This is a genomic window from Phocaeicola salanitronis DSM 18170 (assembly GCF_000190575.1).
Classification (GTDB): Bacteria; Bacteroidota; Bacteroidia; order Bacteroidales; family Bacteroidaceae; genus Phocaeicola; species Phocaeicola salanitronis.
Genome location: NC_015164.1, coordinates 3,766,873 through 3,783,920, shown reverse-complemented (window position 1 = coordinate 3,783,920; position 17,048 = coordinate 3,766,873). Strand labels below are relative to the sequence as shown.

Genomic DNA, 17,048 nt, shown 5'->3' with positions numbered 1-17,048 from the left:
ATAAGAGTCATGAAACAGGAAATCATAAACCGAATAAAGCAATTAGGCGGTAATATCGCCAATGTAAAAGGAATGTCTTTACAAGACGACTTGTGTGCCATAACTTTTAATACTGCTTTGTATCAAAAGCCGGAAGATACACCTTGGCTATCTGCCGAAGATACAGAGCCTATAATGGGTTTAGGTAATTGGGTAGATGAAAATATGGAATTGTTCAATTCTGATAAAGAGGCATTTTATAAGAAAATGGTAGATACCTACTATACATTAAATGAAGAACCTCGTGGACAATTTTTTTGGGTAGCAAAACCATTTACTCCATTTCAAAAAGGCACGAAAGATTTTGAAGATTGGAATGATTGGTTTTCAGATGATGATACAGATTTGGACGAAATCATTCAACATTCAAACTGTACTACTCCTGACTTTGTTGGATTGCTTTGTACAGAAAGTTATCCCAATTATCATTACATCTGTTTATCAGACCTTAATCCAGACAATCCAATAGTGTGGAGTACAGACCATGAAGTGTTTTTTACAGAGGTTACTAACGAAGGAACATTGGAAGATTTCCTAAATAAGTTCATGACTAAAGATGAATTTGTTGATATTGTAAAACGGAAAATGGAACAATAAAGAACGTAGCTAACAAGCACCTATACCGCCTAACGGCGGCAAGCTGCATCCCATTATAAACAATTAGAATTGAAATAGGATGGTAGTCATTGTATTGCTTCTTATGCTAATTATAGCCTTCTTTGGATGCATCGTTCGAAAGGATTTTAGACATTCCTTGATATTTGCATTTCCGATTATCATCATTATTAGAATGTATGTATGGCTATTTACATTATATCCAGTTCAATGGGGATTAAAAAAACTACCTTTCGTTGAACAAGCATGTATAAGAGAAATATCGGCAAGTGATTACAGTAACATAAATTACAGGCACCTCAAATACGATGGTGTGATAGAATTTATAACAGATAAAGAACTTGATGGTTGTCAAAATATTTTACGAGGCAGCTATAAAAGGAATTTAAGCTACAATGATTTTATAACTAATGATAGTCTTGCCATATTAATCTCTTATGATGTGGTTTTTGTCAAAGAAATGAACGATAAGTTTTTTTATAAAGCATTGTTTATTTCGAATCAACCCAATGATAACATACTATGTGATAGTATATATTGCAAGATTTTTATGATACGAATGTTTGCTCCTATTTATAAAACGAACGAGTTTGCAATACCAACTATTTCAAATGGCAAATAGAGTTTATAACGAGGTCGAGACAACAGCTAAACGCTGTTGCTCACCAAACCATTATTCGCATAATAAATATATAAAAAGAGAAGATATGATTAATTTAGACTCCTTACCCGAAAAGGGATTAAAACGGGAAGCCGCAATATTAGAACTTGGACGTAATCCTGAAAATGCAGAAACATTAATGTTTTTGGTGAACACTGAAAAAGGTAAATGCAAAAATGCGGCTCTGAAAGCACTTGCTTGTATAGAATGTCAAGAAGCTCGTCCTTTATGGAAGAAGCTTGTCAAAGGTAAATGTATGGGTGAGAACATCTTTGCTAACACTTGTTCTGATTGTGTTTCAGAAGAAATAGCACCTGTTATCCTGTGCTTTTTGACAAATCTACTTAATCGACAAAAAGATGAGCCTATTGATGTCAATCAGATGGAACAACTGAGGTTTTGCCTGTCAATAATGTTAGGAAAAGCATCTCAAAATATGTTGGAGGTATATCGTTTTATGGCAAAGCCCGAAAATTTGTCCCGCTTTACTTCGCTAAAACGAGCAAAAAAGAATTCTAACGATGAAACTACAACTTGGAATTTTAATTCTGATACCCTTCGTATAAGTGAGGATAATCGTTATGAAAAGGAAAAGGTTTTTCCGTTAGTAATGACGGCTTCACTAATAAAAAGCCAAGATGTACGCCTAATGGCACTTGCAGATGAACTGTATGCGACTTATGGAGGGGCTTGGCTCATTCCTGTGTTTATGAAAGCAATCCTCACAGAACCTAAAGAAAAGGTATATGATGGATTTGTAAAGTATCTGTCAGAAGAATCTACAGCAATTTATTTGCTTAATGTGTTTGGATGGCTTGATTATAATGATTATCCAGAGGATTGGAGCTTTAAACGAGAGAAACCTGTAGGCTATCGTGCTCTTGTTTTCTGGGGTAATTATAAATATGGTGCTTATGATACTCAATTTACAGTTGATACTTTTGTCGATATAGATGAGAGATGGTTGTTTGCGCTCGCCAAAGATGCTAAAAGTAAAAAACCAAAAGTACATTGGCAAGCTTACAACCGAAGAAAAGGAGGTGTTTCTTTCGAAAACTATGATGAAATGTTATTGGGATTACTTCCTGAGACAGTTGAAAACAAGGAATTGAAAGAGCTTCTTTATTATTATTTCAAAGAACGTTCACAGATAGTAAATGTGCCTAAAAGTGTTTCTGTGTATGAAGATGCTCTCAATCGTCTGCAACGATAAAAGTATAATTGAAGTATGCGGATAACATGCATCTTAATCGCCCTAAACGGCGATTAGCTGCAACCCATTAACATCAAAAACAGTGTACCATAATGGAAACAAGAGATAAACTTTTTACGGAAGAACAGTATATAAAGCAATTGGCTAAGTATTATTGTCGAATAGAAAAACTTAATAGTATGATAGAACAATCAGAAAAAGATGGAGATGAGATTAGTCCTGATTTGTATGGACGTTTATTTGATTGTAGAGTTTATACTATCGTAACTATGTATTCTATGGGGGAGAATTTAGAATTTATAAAATCCAATTATATTTCGACAATCAATGTTTTAGAAAAATGTTGGACTCCGTATGGCTATTATGTTCAGATGTTATGGCTGCTTTCAATAGGTATCATGTTGGAGTATGATAATAATGTCATTCACAAACTCCGTGTACTTATAGACATGAAAGAAGTTAAAGACCGTGTTTATGATGTATTGCTGAATTACCGTTTCCCGGAACGGAAGGAAATGGCGGATTGCGTGTTTGACGCTGTGCCTTATCGGGCAATCTTGGAAGTGTCGGATTTGGCTAAAACAAACAAGACACAGGCGACAAAGCGATTGGAAAAGTATCTCAAAAGGGAATGGTATCGTGGACATTCCGATTGCGCTTGGCACGACGACCACAAATATGGTCTAATACATGACGGATATTGGTGTTTTGAGAGCGGTGCATTGGTCAAGGTTTTGGGGCTGGATGATAGCAGCCTGAAAGGGTTACCATACTATCCATACGATATGGTACACTGGAATGAAATTAAATATGATGTTAACGAAGCGTGATAACGCCTTACAGCGTTCCCCGCTAAACCATTAGATATAAAGACATGAGAATATTTGTATTATATAGTTTGCTCCTTTTCCCACTTTGCTGTGTTATAGCGAAAAACGGCTATGTGGAACAAAATCCAGCCAAGTATAGTTCTTTGACTGAACAAGATACCCTTTATATAGAAACAGAAGAAACAGAATTTGAAATTCTATATAGGCTGTGTTTTAATCAACAAGGTAAAAAGCGTGTTGTTTTTGAGTTAGAAGCGGTAGATGATAGCAGTATTGACTTCATGCAAAGCTATACAATCAATGGAGTGGGAAAGTTTGCTTGCTTTGCCGTGTATGATAATGTAGCGGATGGGAATCGTTTTTTATTCTTTGATTATGAAAGCCAAATTGCTTACATAACGCCTACTTGCTTTTCCGGTTTCTATCCGATATACAGTTCTGTGGACTTTTCAAAATTGGAAGTCTTGTTGCGAAATGAGCATTCCCATTTGAAGCAGCTAAGTGATACGTTAAGTATTGATAGCAAGGTGGATTATGTGCCATTTAACTGTAATAATCAAATTATAAAGGCAACTTTTGTTCCATGCTCCCAAGTGGGAAAGGACAATAAATATCTAACAACGAAAGATAGCATCTGACGATGCTACTTTCTAACCATTATGAACAGTGCTATAGAATAGATAAAATGATACATTTACTATATAAAAAACAAATTGACGGAACTATATATAAATCATATACTGTTAATGATGAATATATATTGCTTCTTTTTGAGGAAAGCAACACTTTTACATTGTTTGGGTTAAATAACAAACAATATGAGCTGTTTGAAATTGAATCATTTCCGTTTATATCTGATGCCTGTGTATGTGGTTCAACTATCTATTTTGTTGGTGGAAATAATTATATTATTCAGTTTAATATTATCACTAAAACTTTTCAATCTGTTTTTTTTGAGGAAGATACGCATTATACGGCAATAGCGGTTAATAAAGATAAGCTGATACTTGGTGACACAAATTATTTTTCTTGCATCGAAAAGTATCATTCTAAAATAGATGTGTGGGATATTACATCAAATAAAAAAATATGTGATTATCCTCTTATGGATGCCGTAAATATCAAACAAATAATCCACGATCCAATAAACCAACGTATTTGTGTTTTATGGGTTGATAGTGAAGATTCTGGAGAAATGCTCATCTTTAGTCTGGCTGATAACAAAATAATAGATTTAGTGGTACTTTTTGAAGCAAGTACAGCAACGGTTCTATATGATAAATTGATAATAGCCGGAGGTTATCCTCCGCTAAACATCCAAATACATGACTATATTACTCTCCGGTATGAAAATGAATTGTGTCTGAATCAAGATTATCCAAAAGATGAATTTGGAAGTCCTTTAGGTAATTCATTTTTTGCAAATATTCTTCCTGTTGATAAGCATTTGATACTTTATCCATATAGTGGTGGAGATATATTAGAAATAGATATTATCCAAAATACATGCAAAAAAATCTATTCAAGCGAAGAGACATACATATATATAAGTCTGATAAAAAATAGATTAGTATCTGTTTCAAAGGAAGGATACATAAGTGTTTTTAATTCAGACTATTCTGCTTATCATTCTAAAACAAATAATCATGAAAATGTTTTTGATTCAGAAGTAACAAAGAAGTGGAGTCAATTATATCAGGCAGCAATATATATTATTGAACCTTCTTTAGAAATTCCGAATTGTCTAAAAATAGTAACTTAATATACAATGAAATGTGTTCATAACAAGGTCGAGCCAACAGCTGAGCGCTGTTCCTCACCAAACCATTAGCAACAATCAAAAATAGAAACAGCATGAAAAGAGCCTTTGTATATAAAGATGAGAAATCCCACAAATTTTGGTGGATAGATTATAGTGATTGTAGTTTTGCTGTAAATTACGGCAAATACGGTAGCATAGGAAAATTTGAAGTAAAGGAATTTGATACACAAGAAGACTGTCAAAAGGAAGCCGAAAAGTTAATCCGCTCAAAAATGAAAAAAGGCTATATAGAAGACGGGAACTTTGATTTTATGAAGCGATTATATATTGACAGCGATGAATTTGGGCTTAATCCCAAAACATCACATCCAAGGTTTTCCGAACATTTCAGTGATGAAATATATTATTCAGAAGGTGATGAAGAAACTCCATTCGGAAGTGATGAAGGACATGATACGTTGATTTGCATATTTGAAGCCATTAGGAAAAATCCAAATCTTGACTTTTCCAACTTTCCACAGAAGTTGATAGAACAAGACTGGGATATGGAGTATGTTCCTATCACTACTCTCGATGCCGACGAAGTTAAAAAGATGGCAGCAGATAAGGAAATGGATATGATTCAAAGTGATATGGTTACCTATGCTACCGCTTTTGCGCAAATAAAAATAACCGGCTCTATTTCATTTGAGTTAAAAGAACGTGGAATTAAAGCTATTAAAAGATTAGCTTTGATTGAGGGTATGCCTTGGAATGAAAATGAAATCCAAAGCAAGATGATAGAAGATCTCCAATCATTTAGCTTTATTTTTTGAACGTATGTTGCTAACAAGCACCTGTGCCACCTAACGGCGGCAAGCTGCAAACCATTAGCTATAAATGAATAAAAGTCATGAAACAGGAAATCGTAAACCGAATAAAGCAGTTAGGTGGTAATGTTACCAATGTAAAAGGGGTGTCTTTACAAGAAGACTTGTGTTCCATAACTTTCAACACCACTTTATACCAAAAGCCGGAAGATACACCTTGGTTGTCTGCCGAAGATACAGAGCCAATTATGGGGTTAGGTGATTGGGTAGATGAAAATATGGAGTTGTTCCGTTCTGACAGAGAAACATTTTATAAGAAAATGGTTGATACCTACTATACATTGGACAAAGAACCTCGTGGGCAATTCTTTTGGGTGGCGAAGCCTTTCACTCCGTTGCAAAAAGGCACGAAAGATTTTGAAGATTGGAATGATTGGTTTTCGGATGATGCTGATTTGGACGAAATCATCCAACATTCAAACTGTGCCACTCCAAACTTTGTGGGATTGCTTTGTACAGAGAGTTATCCCAATTATCATTACATCTGTATATCAGACCTTAATTCCGAAAATCCTATAGTGTGGGGCACTGACCATGAAACTTTTTTCACAGAAGTAACTAACGAAGGCACATTGGAAAAGTTTCTAAATAAATTCATGACTAAAGAGGAATTGATAGATATTGTAAAACGAAAATTGGAACAATAAGAATACAGCTAACAAAATCAGGAAAACAGCTAAACGCCGTTTCCCGCCACCCCATTAGATACAATTATATATGAATATACCTACTGCAATAAAGGAAATACTTGTTCATAACCATTGGGATGAATTTAACTTTCAAATGATGTCGGATTGTTACGCTGATAAGTTAAAACAATCCTATTCAAAGTTTGATTATCCTTTGAATGACGGTATTATAAGCAAGATTGCTCTATTCTATAACATGAAATTAGAACTGAACCAATCTAATATTCTTTATTTTGATGTCAAGAAAATAAAGAAATACAGCCCGGAAGCTATGCAGAAAGTGGCTGTGAAGTTAAAGGTCAATAAGGTTATCTATTTAGCAGACATTCATCCCGGTTATTTGACTGTATGGTTAGATGAACGAGAACAAGTGTGGGCTGATTATGATAATCTTGTTTATTATTATGGCAGTGATATATTCAGTGGTGTTCAAAATATTATATCGGGCAATGTCCTTGAAACCATAAATTTAGTATCTAACAACGAAAGATAGCATCTGACGATGCTCCTTTCTAACCATTATGAACAATTAAAAAACAAGATATGGAAGCAAATGATTTTATAAAACATTGTCACACATTATTACAAACAATTTCCACACAAATGGATATTAACAAGTTGCATGGCGAGCAAAATATTATGATACTTCATAATTTGCAGCTTGAAGGTTTCATGGATTTGTCTGTCCGGGAGAATGGCATAATGTTTTCATTTGGAGCCGATGATAAGTATGTTTATTTAATTAAGAATACTGATAAACATTTATTTGATCCTCCTGTTTACTATAATGACGGGGATCTTTTTCTTGAAGAATCTTCTAATTTTCTACTTATAGAATTAGCCTTATGGATTTCAACAAAATCTAAAAATACATACTCAATACGGAAATTTAACTATTTGAAGATACGTGATTATTTCCCTATTTGGATTAGAGGTACATATTGTTTATATACATTAAGGATAAATACAAGTCTGTCATCCTTTTTTATTCGACAAGGAGATAAGAAAATAACATTTGTTGCGCCAAGCCCAGAAGTGTTAGATAATATCTTACAATCTGTTGATTGCAAAAAAGAATCTTCTGAGCAAAAATCAACCTCCAATAAGGTTTTTGAGGTTGATTTGTCAGGGAAAAAATTGAATGTAGAACTTGCATACTCTCCAGATAGTCCACAGACAGAAATAGATAAATGGCTATCTATTCTTAAACCTGAAGAATTGGATAAAATGAAAATTCGACTAAGTAAGAAACTAACAAAAGATGTGTTTTCTCAAACAGATAATGTTTCCAAACATGATCTTGTGGAACAAACCAACTTACTTTGTGGGGATTTGTCTATTGATAAAATCATTGTTGACAAAGGATATATTACAATCATTTTCTTGGCTCCAAATGTTTTACCTGATTATGTTATTAACTGTCAGTTAAACAAGAGGCTATCTATAATTGATTATTATCTGGAATAATGTGTGATAAGTAAAGTTCATAACAAGGTCGAGATAACAGCTAAACGCTGTTCCTCACCAAACCATTAGCTGTAATAGAAGCATGAAAAAGATTATTTTCTATATATTGGCATTTCTGCTTTGTCTGCCTACACAAGCACAACAGCGTTTCTTTGGTGTCATTCAGGATGTGGACGGATATACAAATGTACGTGACACAAGTGGAACAGTAATAGGCAAATTATTGGATAATCATGTGTTTGTTGATTGGGATGCACAAAAGAGCCATAAAGAATGGCATAGCGTAGAATATGGAACAGAAACGGGTATAACCAAGACTTGCCCGAATGGAAATACCCATATAGGAGAAATTCATAAAAGCCGCATCCGTTATTTGGCAGATTTACCACAATTGAAGAAACAGCCGCAAAGTACGGATAATTATCTTGTATATGCCAACGACACATTAACCGTAGAAATAGGCTTCCAAGATTTTAATCCCCAAAGACACACCATTGTTTGCGATTTGGAAACAGGTTTTGTTCGGAGCATTGACGGTTGTTCTGACTTGATAGGCATAGAAAATAATATGCCGCATGAAGAATACGCGTCTATTACTGTCAAGCATCCTGCCGGAATATTGAAATTTCCAACAGTATATATAGCGCATCTGTATGAACCAAGCCCGAATAATGTTGGCGTGGCATTGGGTAAAGGAAATACACTGTTCATCAGCACACAAAACAGTGACGGTGCAGGTGGATATTATGCCGTATGGACAGTAGAAAATTATTTTGTTAAAAGTCTGTTTGTGTTACATGACTTTTGACTAAAAAAACAGCTAACAACGCAGGATAACGGACAAGCCGTTCCCTGCTAACCATTAGCGAAAACAGAAACCGATATGATACAGCAAATAGAAAAACTGAAAGAAATAATCAATCAAAACAGTATGGGGCATTTGCCTTTGCCCTATCGAGTTGATTTGATGAAGCAAATAGGAAGCACACGGACGGTACAAAAAGTGTTGTGCGAGTGTTGCAAGAAAGCCTGTTCTTGCTTCCCGGAGAATTTTGGTGCGGAAAACCTGTTGTATGGTGTTTTGTTTGATATAGACCGTTACCTGTATAAAAATAAGGGTGATGTCGAGAATATATCAGCTTCAGTAGAGCGGTTGCGCAATTATGCGGAACAAACTATCGAAAACCCCGAAGATATGGTAAACTGGGCTATTATTACTTTGGGATATGCCATCCGTTACGATGCAGTCTCCATATTGGCAATAGAGGATTATAACGGCGAGGATGATGACGCTTTCGACCCCGAAAGCTGGAATGCGGATTTTATATGCTCGATAGCTTGCTCTGGCAGCAATCCTTTCGTGGAAACAGGGGATGTAGAGAAACGTAAGGAATATTGGTTGTGGTATGTAAAAATGGTATTGGAAGTTTCTCAAAATCCAAATGTCAAATACCAGTCATTGCCAGTATGCAAAAGTGCAACTCCTTTAATTGACATACCTGTCCGTCGTCAATTAGATTTAGTAAAAACAAATAAAAGAATATCTTTTGATGATATTAGAGATGCTATTTTACTTCAAATACCCTCTGGGATGAAATGGGGTTTTATAGATGTTTTATTTGTATCATGCACCAGCAGTATGTTAAATATACATTCTTCTACTGGAGATAAGATAAAAATAGGGACGATGGCGACCATTAATATATGTAAGGAATTTAGATTGAAACGAAAAGAAATGTATATGTATTATCCAAAGGAAGGAGCTTGGTTCTCTCTAAAAATGGTCATTAACTCAAATAGTTCTTACAATTTGGATTTTAATTATGATAATTGGGATGAAATTCCAAGTTATTTTCAGGAATTAGATTGGATTTTGAGCTTTTACACCAAATTTCCACGAAGTATAGAATATACCCCTAAGTGGTTAAGGAAAATAGTTGGAAGTAGAAAGCTGTACTTGACTTAGTTTCTGTGAGTATATAAAATAATTTCGCTAACAGCGCAGGATAACGGCAAGCCGTTCCCTGCTGAATCATTAGCAAAAACAGAAAGTCTATGAACAAAGATTACCTTAAAATGATAGAACGATGATAAAAGAACTTACTTCTTTTCCCAAACGAGCACGTACCATAGGCTGGGAGGACGGCAAACTGATTTTTGATGGCGATAAGGTGATGCTCATGCCCGAACTGTCTGTGGAGGTGATGCAACAGATTGGCGCTTATCCTGCTTTGGTGGGATTTCATGTCAAGCATTACCCTTTGACAGACGAACAGGTTCAACCGTTGGCTGGTGCCAAGAAAATGGTCAATGTAGGGATCGAATATGCGGAGCTTACCGACGCATGCTTTGCGGTATTTGCCACCATGCCCGCTTTGGAGTATCTGCTCTTGGCAGGAAATCCTGCAATTACGGGAAAGGGGTTGTCCATAATGCAGGCAAGTAAGGTGGCTCTGTTGGACTTGAGCGCCACGTCGCTGGACGATGAGGGGTTGCATCGGGCTGCTCAGCTTCCGAAGCTGAATCATTTGCATGTTCGACAAACTCAGATCACCTATGAAGGGGTGCTTGGCATTGCTTTCAATAAACGCCTTTCCTTGTGTCCTGGCGACCTCTTTACCCAGGAGCAGATGGAGCTGTTCGCCTCGTTGCAACGGAACCAGGCAAAGAAGAAGCCGGAGGTGGACGCTGATGCGGTTCATCAGACGGAACAGGTGCTGTATGCTTTCTTTGCCGCCATGACTCAATGGGAAAAATATACCGACCAGGCAGGTTTTGATGCGCCGGATGTGCGACCGAAGTTGCAGCAGATCTGGCAGCAGTATGTATCCGAGAAGCCACGGATGGGGTATCGACCGCTCGCTTTGTCGCTTTCTCCAGAGGGAACGTATGCCGCCTTCCGCCTGGTTGATGCCGAACAGGTTTCCCGCAACAAACTTTACATCTATGCGCAGGATGAAAGAATCAATCTCGACTATCGTTTCTGGATGAAACGTGTGGGGGAAGCATGGAAAATCGATGCAGTACAGATGCGGACAGACAGGTGGAGGCGTTGTGGATTGTAAAAAGAGGAACTTGAACGAAATTGCATTCAGGAATGATATTTTCAATTCCGGGTAATAGATGGTATCTTGTTCATAGACCTAACCCAATATTAGAATGGGTATAATATTTTACTAACAAACCGGGATAACGCTTAACAGCGTTTCCCGCTAAACCATTAGTAGCAATTGAACGACCAATAAATTATAAAAGATATGAGTAAAGTTTATATTTGGATTGGACAGTTTCATTCAAATGCTGAATTTGAAACTTATATAGATCAATCAAAATTCCGTCAATGGTGGGCAGAACATGACGAAGATAATTTAGAGTTAAGTTGTCAATTCTGCAAAGAACTTAATATATCAAGTTATGATGAAGATTTTTTGGTAACGAAATTTTCAGCATGTGGTATAGATGAATTGGTTAAAATGATACCAGCTAAAACAGAAAAAGTAATGCAACTTTGTAAAGAGCAAAACATACAAAAAGCAAATGCCGCTATCTGTTATAATACTGGAGAAGATATAACACGTACTCAGGCAAAAAAGGCTAAAAGTATGTTTTTCTTAGGAACATTTGATTTTCAAGCAGACGAAATAGAAGGTGTATCAACTTCCTTAGCTGGGTTGCGCAATTTAACTTGGGTTGGAATAACGCATAAAAGTAAAGATGAATTTATGCAATACTTCAATCAAGATGAATATCTTGAAGAATTGCGTAAATTCAATAATGGAGAAATAAAAAAACGTCCAAGTCCAATGTTAAGATGCCAGTTTTGTAAGGATTTAGGGATAAATTTTTACTATCCAGAATTTTTGCACATAGAATTTGCAGATAACATAATTGAAGCCAAAGAATTAGTACGGAACGTTATTAAGGATGAATTTTTATATGATGCAGTAGATTTTACTTTGGAAAAGCAAAAAATTAGAATGGCAAATTGTGCGTTCTGCTATATCCCTAATGGCTTTCGTGATAAGAAAAAAGACCAAAAAATATTCATTTTCAAAAAAGAATTATTCCGTAACGGGAATAAACCCAAAAACTATATTGAAGAATTGGATAATTATAACGGTCTTACTTTTTTAGGGGGATTTATGTGGGATTAATGAAGTTACTAACAAGCCAAGTCAGCTGTTAAACGCAGCTCCTTGTCAAACCATTAGAAACAATTATTGCGATGAAATATACAGAAACGATAACCTCTTTGATAAGCAAAGGTTTGGATGAAGTCAATCATTCAGACAAAGGGCATTTGTCTCTTTCTACAAGGCGTGCGATACTACAAGCCATCAATAAACCGTGTGTTATTGGGAGAATAAGTATCTTATGTGCGTTGAAAGTATATCCGATATGGAATGACTTTTTCAGGAATGATACGGAAATAATCGGGCTGATAAAGAAAACAGAGAAATACTTGCTGGAACAAACGAGTAAAAAGGAATTGTTGGAAGATGCCGAACATTTGGACGTGTTTGCTGATAATTATATGGAAGATGATATTACAGCCGTGTTTGCTGCTAAGGTAGCTGTTCATGCTGCTTATGATGCCGGCTCAGATGCAGATATGGTTATCAGTGATTATGATTCTGAAGAAGAAATAGAAGACCCGGACGAATGGGATACCGCTTTCCTCGCAAGTTTAGTATATAATGGCGGTATTGTAGATTTAGATTCTATTGATAATGAGCGTAACAAAGAGTTTTGGAACTGGTATCTTACAGAATGTTCATCAACGGCATTTGATAAAGACAAGATGCTGACAAATGACTATAAAATCGAGCGACCTATATACAAAACTCTGGAACAGCCAAGAACGCAAACACATGAATATGTGAATAATGATAAAGTCATGTCATTATTCAATCAGTTGGAAAATATTTTCACTAAAATATTATCCTACGCAGAATGGGATGTTTTTATTTTTGATGCTTATAGAGTTTCTAAAGTTAGCTATGATAAAGTTTCGTATTGTAAAGATGGTGTAATACACGATTGTAATCTGAGTGTTACCGTGTTAATGTATATTGACAACTTTATATGGGATATTAAAAAGGAAATGTACGAAAGTAAAAAAGAAGAAGGGGGATTTTATGAACTGAAAATGACGGTGAATAAAAACGGTGATTTTGTGAAAGAGTTCAACTATGATGTAAGGGTGGAGGTCCTACAAAAAGCATTTGATGACTATGATTTTGCGGATGATTTTAATATATGCCCAAGGGCGAAAGAGTTTGTTCCTAATTGGTTGGCAGATATACTAAAAAGGAAGAAAATAAGTTTCTAACAAACTGGGACAACGGACAAGCCGTTCCCTGCTGAACCATTAACGGCATGATAAAATTATTGGAGAAATATTACAATATCAATTATTACTGCACTTACAAGCTGCTGTTCATCCTTTGTTGGAGGATGCTAAACCCTTTGTATTGGCTAAGCCTCTTGAAATGGGACAACCGCTACATAAAATGGTTAGTTTCGATTGGTAAGAAAACAGAAGAAGCCGGAATGGATAAAGGCATCTATCTTCCTTACAGCAGTAGGGCACTTAGCACCCCATATATCATCAGCCTTTGGATATTCAGTCTTGCCTGTCTTGTCTGCTCCAAGATACTAAGGGTACAATTAGTGCGTATTATTTTGGAAAACGACATCATTTTCTTCCCATTACTCATAGTCATCGGGGTATGCGGATATTATATCAATGAAATATTCTTATTCAAGAACGACAAATACGAGAAGTATTTCGCCAAGTTTGACAAAGAGAAAAAGTATCTGCTCTATTACGGCATCTATGTCGTTTCCCTGATTGTCCTGTTCGCGACTTTCTATCTGTTGCTTATGGAAATAGTGGTATAATGCTTGCCATAAACACAATATTTCCCTACCTTCGTGAATTAAAAACATAAACCCCTTACGCTTATGATAACAAACCGGGAAGAAGTGCTGGAGAACGCCTTGCGGGTGTTCGCCAAGATGAACTACGAGAAGGCAAGTCTGGTGACTATCGCCAAAGCCTGCGGGCTGTCCAAGCCGGGGCTGATTTATTACTACTCCTTCAAGCAAGACCTGTTCGTGGCGGTGGTGGACAAGTACATCTTCGCCACGCAAGACCCCGCCAACAAGTTCAGCTTCCGGGGCGGCACGCTGCTGGAGTTCATCGACCACCACGTGGAGAGCGTGGAAAAGACCATGCGCCGCATCGTGGGCTTATTGGACGACGGGAACAACCCGCAGGGATGCAGCTACAACTTCTACTACTTCCACCTGCTGATGCAAGTGCGGCAGTATTACCCCGATGCCGGGGCGAAGTTCGCCGCCCTGTTCGAGAAAGACCGGAAGTTGTGGCGCGACATCATTGAGCAAGCGAAGTCGTCGGGCGAAATCCGCGCGGAGGTGGACACGGAGGAAACCGTCGCCATGTTCCGCGAGGTATTCTACGGCTTGTCTTTCGAGCAGGCTTTCCTCTCCGGGCTGGACACGGGGGAACTCTCCCGCAAGCTCCGCTTCATCTATTCGCTGATTAAAGCCTGACCCGTTCAGGCTTTTTTTATGCCCTCCGGCATCCTTTCTCTCCCTCCTGAAAAATCTTTTGCGACTTTTCCAAACCGTTTGGTTTGTTTCTTGGATTCTTTTCGTATCTTTGGGGCATGGAGGTCAGGATATACGCCCCGCATGGCGTGGGTTAGCGGAATGTCTGACATCTGACGGGTGTTGCTATTAGAGATTAGGAAACACACCTGCCAGGTGTCGGTTATCGAAATATCCTATACCTACAGGTGTATTTATAAACAAATTAGTCGCAATTAATTAAAAACAAAAGAATATGAGCAAGAAGAATATTACTTATTTCGGTGAAGTAGATAATAAGGAAGAGGACTATTTTGAAGGTCATGTAATGATTTGTAACAAGGATGCCGAATTGGATTTGGACTTCTGCAATTATGAAGGCAACCCCAAGGATTGGTCGGCAGAACTGGAAGGCTATCTTTCCAACCTTCTTAAATACAAGACAGAAATAGATAAATCCATATTAAAGGATTATGAAGATGGTGGCACAACGAATGAATATGTCCGTTGGCATCTTGACGAATGGGGTGATAATGTTGATGATTTATTGCCAAATGCTGATTCCACAAAAACAAGGGAAGAACAGTTTCTATCCTTGTTGCTACAGAGGGTGGAGAGAATTAGTTTTTATCCCGGCGATAATCACTATGCTGTTTGGGATTACATGATTGATAGTGAAAATTCCGATGAAATAGTCGTAGTACATACAGACAATAAAGGAAAAATATTAGATATTACTTGGGAAAGCTAAATATGCGACTAACATGCACCTGTGCCGCCTATAACGGCGGCAAGCTGCATCCCATTAACAATCAAATAAAGGATATAATTATGAATATAGAACTAAAACGACAAATTGATAGTTGGACAGAAGCCGATAAACACCAGAATGTAATTGATTTCTTAGAAGGAATCTCTCCAGCAAACAGGGATTTTGAAGAAATCGGATTATTGGCACGAGCTTACAATTATAATGGTGAGTATGAAAAGGCATTAGTCTTGCTTGAATCAATTCGAGAAGTTGGTGAGTCGGATACCAACTGGAATTATCGAATGGGCTATGCTCTCTATTATCTTGGCAGGAATAGGGAAGCATTGTCTTATTTTACAAAAGCCGATGAATTGACACCAGGAGATGAAGACACGATTGATTTTATTCGTCAATGCAATATAGAAGTACCATTTAAGAGTAGGGTTGACGCTTTTTGGTCATGGTTTTTGCAGAATGAAGCAGAACTTTCGAGAATGGTCGAAAAACGTAACGAATATGATGGTGATGTGGTTGTTAGATTTATTGAGCAAGGTACTGACTTGATAGCAAAAGACGTGCATTTCAATATAGGTGGCAATTATGAATTTACTTTTTCAATAGAAGGGAATGAGCACCTATTTTATCTCTATCCTTATTTAATATCCCGAATGCCGGAATCGCTGGAAAACAAATGGCATTTCTTCCCTTATAATCCAGGAATGGATACTTCTTTCGAATTCCGAATGCATGGGATTAAAGTGAATATGGAAGAAGTCTATGTATATGCCAATTATGATGACAAGCAAAATGATTTTGCTGTTTCGTTTTATGAAAAGGGTTTATGCTCTTTGCCTGAAGAACAAGGATATGGCACTTTTTGTATTATGATGGAAATAATGTTAGGCGAAGGTCTTGCTTTTAGGTATATTTCAGATGTTGAACGTGCTGATGAATTGAAAGGCGATATGTTTCCTCTTACGGCACTCCGTAGGCATATCACGCAAACATTAAAAGAACATGGCAAAGAAGTGTTTGAAAATCCAAAGGATGTTTTTGTCACCTATCAATTGGAGCCGGAAGAAAATGAAGAGTTACGGTATGATGTGGCTATCGGTACTACCTGTTTTTCTCACTTGATTTCCCAATATTACGAAAACGACACGACTATCTTTGATAAAATCAATCGGTTTGGAGCGCAAGCTGTATTTCTTGCATTTCCATATGACAATACAAGTGCTGAACAAAGAAAATTAGTTTTAGGCTTCCGGTATGCATTGGAGGATAGGATTACGAAGGAAATTCTGAATCCGGAAGGGCTGGGGCTTCTGTTGGGAGGTGCAATGGGAACCTGTTGTTGCTATATGGACTTTCTGTTGTATGACGTTAATGCCTTTTTAGAAAAGGTCGTGCCAGTATTACGCGAATATCCGCAATATTCGTTCTACCTTTCTGATTTCCGCCAGTATTGTAGGCTAACAAGATTGTCTGATTCAGAAAGTAAAGATCGCTAACAAGGTTGAGCTAACAGCTAAACGCT

19 protein-coding genes are annotated in these 17,048 nt (G+C 37.0%); all 19 read left to right on the top strand.

The genetic code is table 11. The annotated features are described in order from the left end of the window. Positions 1-9: 9 nt before the first annotated feature. The 19 genes from BACSA_RS16345 to BACSA_RS16255 all read left to right on the top strand — a co-directional run bounded on the left by BACSA_RS16345 (position 10) and on the right by BACSA_RS16255 (position 17,022). Complete coding sequence (locus BACSA_RS16345) at positions 10-636, top strand: hypothetical protein (RefSeq protein ID WP_013619129.1); 627 nt, start codon at positions 10-12, stop codon at positions 634-636. Between the two features lie 79 nt (positions 637-715). Continuing rightward, positions 716-1,276, top strand: coding sequence for a hypothetical protein (locus BACSA_RS16340; protein ID WP_013619128.1), 561 nt, complete (start codon positions 716-718; stop codon positions 1,274-1,276). Between the two features lie 85 nt (positions 1,277-1,361). Next, the gene (locus BACSA_RS16335; protein ID WP_013619127.1) at positions 1,362-2,528 is read left to right on the top strand and encodes a hypothetical protein; all 1,167 of its coding nucleotides are present in this window, start codon (positions 1,362-1,364) and stop codon (positions 2,526-2,528) included. Between the two features lie 92 nt (positions 2,529-2,620). Then, the gene (locus BACSA_RS16330; protein ID WP_013619126.1) at positions 2,621-3,358 is read left to right on the top strand and encodes a PoNe immunity protein domain-containing protein; all 738 of its coding nucleotides are present in this window, start codon (positions 2,621-2,623) and stop codon (positions 3,356-3,358) included. 44 nt (positions 3,359-3,402) lie between these two features. After that, positions 3,403-3,996: a hypothetical protein gene (locus tag BACSA_RS16325; protein ID WP_013619125.1), complete on the top strand. Its 594-nt coding sequence runs from the start codon at positions 3,403-3,405 to the stop codon at positions 3,994-3,996. A 47-nt stretch (positions 3,997-4,043) separates the two neighbouring features. Beyond that, on the top strand, positions 4,044-5,120 hold the full coding sequence (locus tag BACSA_RS16320) for a hypothetical protein (protein WP_144005236.1): 1,077 nt from the start codon (positions 4,044-4,046) through the stop codon (positions 5,118-5,120). A gap of 92 nt (positions 5,121-5,212) precedes the next feature. After that, on the top strand, positions 5,213-5,935 hold the full coding sequence (locus tag BACSA_RS16315) for a WGR domain-containing protein (RefSeq protein WP_013619123.1): 723 nt from the start codon (positions 5,213-5,215) through the stop codon (positions 5,933-5,935). A 77-nt stretch (positions 5,936-6,012) separates the two neighbouring features. Further along, positions 6,013-6,636, top strand: a complete 624-nt coding sequence (locus BACSA_RS16310; protein WP_013619122.1) for a hypothetical protein — start codon at positions 6,013-6,015, stop codon at positions 6,634-6,636. 70 nt (positions 6,637-6,706) lie between these two features. Next, positions 6,707-7,171, top strand: a complete 465-nt coding sequence (locus tag BACSA_RS16305) for a hypothetical protein (protein WP_041584086.1) — start codon at positions 6,707-6,709, stop codon at positions 7,169-7,171. Positions 7,172-7,221: 50 nt separating this feature from the next. After that, positions 7,222-8,145, top strand: a complete 924-nt coding sequence (locus BACSA_RS16300) for a hypothetical protein (protein ID WP_013619121.1) — start codon at positions 7,222-7,224, stop codon at positions 8,143-8,145. An 82-nt stretch (positions 8,146-8,227) separates the two neighbouring features. Then, positions 8,228-8,953, top strand: a complete 726-nt coding sequence (locus BACSA_RS16295) for a hypothetical protein (protein WP_013619120.1) — start codon at positions 8,228-8,230, stop codon at positions 8,951-8,953. Positions 8,954-9,028: 75 nt separating this feature from the next. Next, complete coding sequence (locus BACSA_RS16290) at positions 9,029-10,111, top strand: Imm5 family immunity protein (protein ID WP_013619119.1); 1,083 nt, start codon at positions 9,029-9,031, stop codon at positions 10,109-10,111. A 121-nt stretch (positions 10,112-10,232) separates the two neighbouring features. Then, complete coding sequence (locus BACSA_RS16285) at positions 10,233-11,210, top strand: NTF2 fold immunity protein (protein WP_013619118.1); 978 nt, start codon at positions 10,233-10,235, stop codon at positions 11,208-11,210. A 192-nt stretch (positions 11,211-11,402) separates the two neighbouring features. After that, the gene (locus BACSA_RS16280; RefSeq protein ID WP_013619117.1) at positions 11,403-12,299 is read left to right on the top strand and encodes an immunity 22 family protein; all 897 of its coding nucleotides are present in this window, start codon (positions 11,403-11,405) and stop codon (positions 12,297-12,299) included. Between the two features lie 71 nt (positions 12,300-12,370). After that, positions 12,371-13,477, top strand: a complete 1,107-nt coding sequence (locus BACSA_RS16275; RefSeq protein WP_013619116.1) for an Imm5 family immunity protein — start codon at positions 12,371-12,373, stop codon at positions 13,475-13,477. 47 nt (positions 13,478-13,524) lie between these two features. Beyond that, the gene (locus BACSA_RS16270; protein WP_013619115.1) at positions 13,525-14,049 is read left to right on the top strand and encodes a hypothetical protein; all 525 of its coding nucleotides are present in this window, start codon (positions 13,525-13,527) and stop codon (positions 14,047-14,049) included. A 63-nt stretch (positions 14,050-14,112) separates the two neighbouring features. After that, a complete protein-coding gene (locus BACSA_RS16265) occupies positions 14,113-14,724 on the top strand; it encodes a TetR/AcrR family transcriptional regulator (RefSeq protein WP_013619114.1) in 612 nt (203 codons plus the stop codon). 292 nt (positions 14,725-15,016) lie between these two features. Then, positions 15,017-15,511 carry a DUF2004 domain-containing protein gene (locus BACSA_RS16260; RefSeq protein ID WP_013619113.1) on the top strand — a complete coding sequence of 165 codons (495 nt, stop codon included), beginning with the start codon at positions 15,017-15,019 and terminating at the stop codon, positions 15,509-15,511. 80 nt (positions 15,512-15,591) lie between these two features. Beyond that, positions 15,592-17,022 (top strand): tetratricopeptide repeat protein, encoded by a 1,431-nt coding sequence (locus tag BACSA_RS16255; protein ID WP_041584473.1) that lies wholly within the window; start codon positions 15,592-15,594, stop codon positions 17,020-17,022. Positions 17,023-17,048 lie beyond the last annotated feature (26 nt).

What these genes read in the sequence shown, in the direction of transcription:
- BACSA_RS16280 (WP_013619117.1), top strand. Translation starts at nt 11,403, where the DNA reads ATGAGTAAAGTTTATATTTGGATTGGACAGTTTCATTCAAATGCTGAA.
- BACSA_RS16300 (WP_013619121.1), top strand. Translation starts at nt 7,222, where the DNA reads ATGGAAGCAAATGATTTTATAAAACATTGTCACACATTATTACAAACA.
- BACSA_RS16255 (WP_041584473.1), top strand. Translation starts at nt 15,592, where the DNA reads ATGAATATAGAACTAAAACGACAAATTGATAGTTGGACAGAAGCCGAT.
- BACSA_RS16315 (WP_013619123.1), top strand. Translation starts at nt 5,213, where the DNA reads ATGAAAAGAGCCTTTGTATATAAAGATGAGAAATCCCACAAATTTTGG.
- BACSA_RS16290 (WP_013619119.1), top strand. Translation starts at nt 9,029, where the DNA reads ATGATACAGCAAATAGAAAAACTGAAAGAAATAATCAATCAAAACAGT.
- BACSA_RS16260 (WP_013619113.1), top strand. Translation starts at nt 15,017, where the DNA reads ATGAGCAAGAAGAATATTACTTATTTCGGTGAAGTAGATAATAAGGAA.
- BACSA_RS16295 (WP_013619120.1), top strand. Translation starts at nt 8,228, where the DNA reads ATGAAAAAGATTATTTTCTATATATTGGCATTTCTGCTTTGTCTGCCT.
- BACSA_RS16270 (WP_013619115.1), top strand. Translation starts at nt 13,525, where the DNA reads ATGATAAAATTATTGGAGAAATATTACAATATCAATTATTACTGCACT.
- BACSA_RS16310 (WP_013619122.1), top strand. Translation starts at nt 6,013, where the DNA reads ATGAAACAGGAAATCGTAAACCGAATAAAGCAGTTAGGTGGTAATGTT.
- BACSA_RS16330 (WP_013619126.1), top strand. Translation starts at nt 2,621, where the DNA reads ATGGAAACAAGAGATAAACTTTTTACGGAAGAACAGTATATAAAGCAA.
- BACSA_RS16305 (WP_041584086.1), top strand. Translation starts at nt 6,707, where the DNA reads ATGAATATACCTACTGCAATAAAGGAAATACTTGTTCATAACCATTGG.
- BACSA_RS16320 (WP_144005236.1), top strand. Translation starts at nt 4,044, where the DNA reads ATGATACATTTACTATATAAAAAACAAATTGACGGAACTATATATAAA.
- BACSA_RS16335 (WP_013619127.1), top strand. Translation starts at nt 1,362, where the DNA reads ATGATTAATTTAGACTCCTTACCCGAAAAGGGATTAAAACGGGAAGCC.
- BACSA_RS16265 (WP_013619114.1), top strand. Translation starts at nt 14,113, where the DNA reads ATGATAACAAACCGGGAAGAAGTGCTGGAGAACGCCTTGCGGGTGTTC.
- BACSA_RS16325 (WP_013619125.1), top strand. Translation starts at nt 3,403, where the DNA reads ATGAGAATATTTGTATTATATAGTTTGCTCCTTTTCCCACTTTGCTGT.
- BACSA_RS16275 (WP_013619116.1), top strand. Translation starts at nt 12,371, where the DNA reads ATGAAATATACAGAAACGATAACCTCTTTGATAAGCAAAGGTTTGGAT.
- BACSA_RS16345 (WP_013619129.1), top strand. Translation starts at nt 10, where the DNA reads ATGAAACAGGAAATCATAAACCGAATAAAGCAATTAGGCGGTAATATC.
- BACSA_RS16340 (WP_013619128.1), top strand. Translation starts at nt 716, where the DNA reads ATGGTAGTCATTGTATTGCTTCTTATGCTAATTATAGCCTTCTTTGGA.
- BACSA_RS16285 (WP_013619118.1), top strand. Translation starts at nt 10,233, where the DNA reads ATGATAAAAGAACTTACTTCTTTTCCCAAACGAGCACGTACCATAGGC.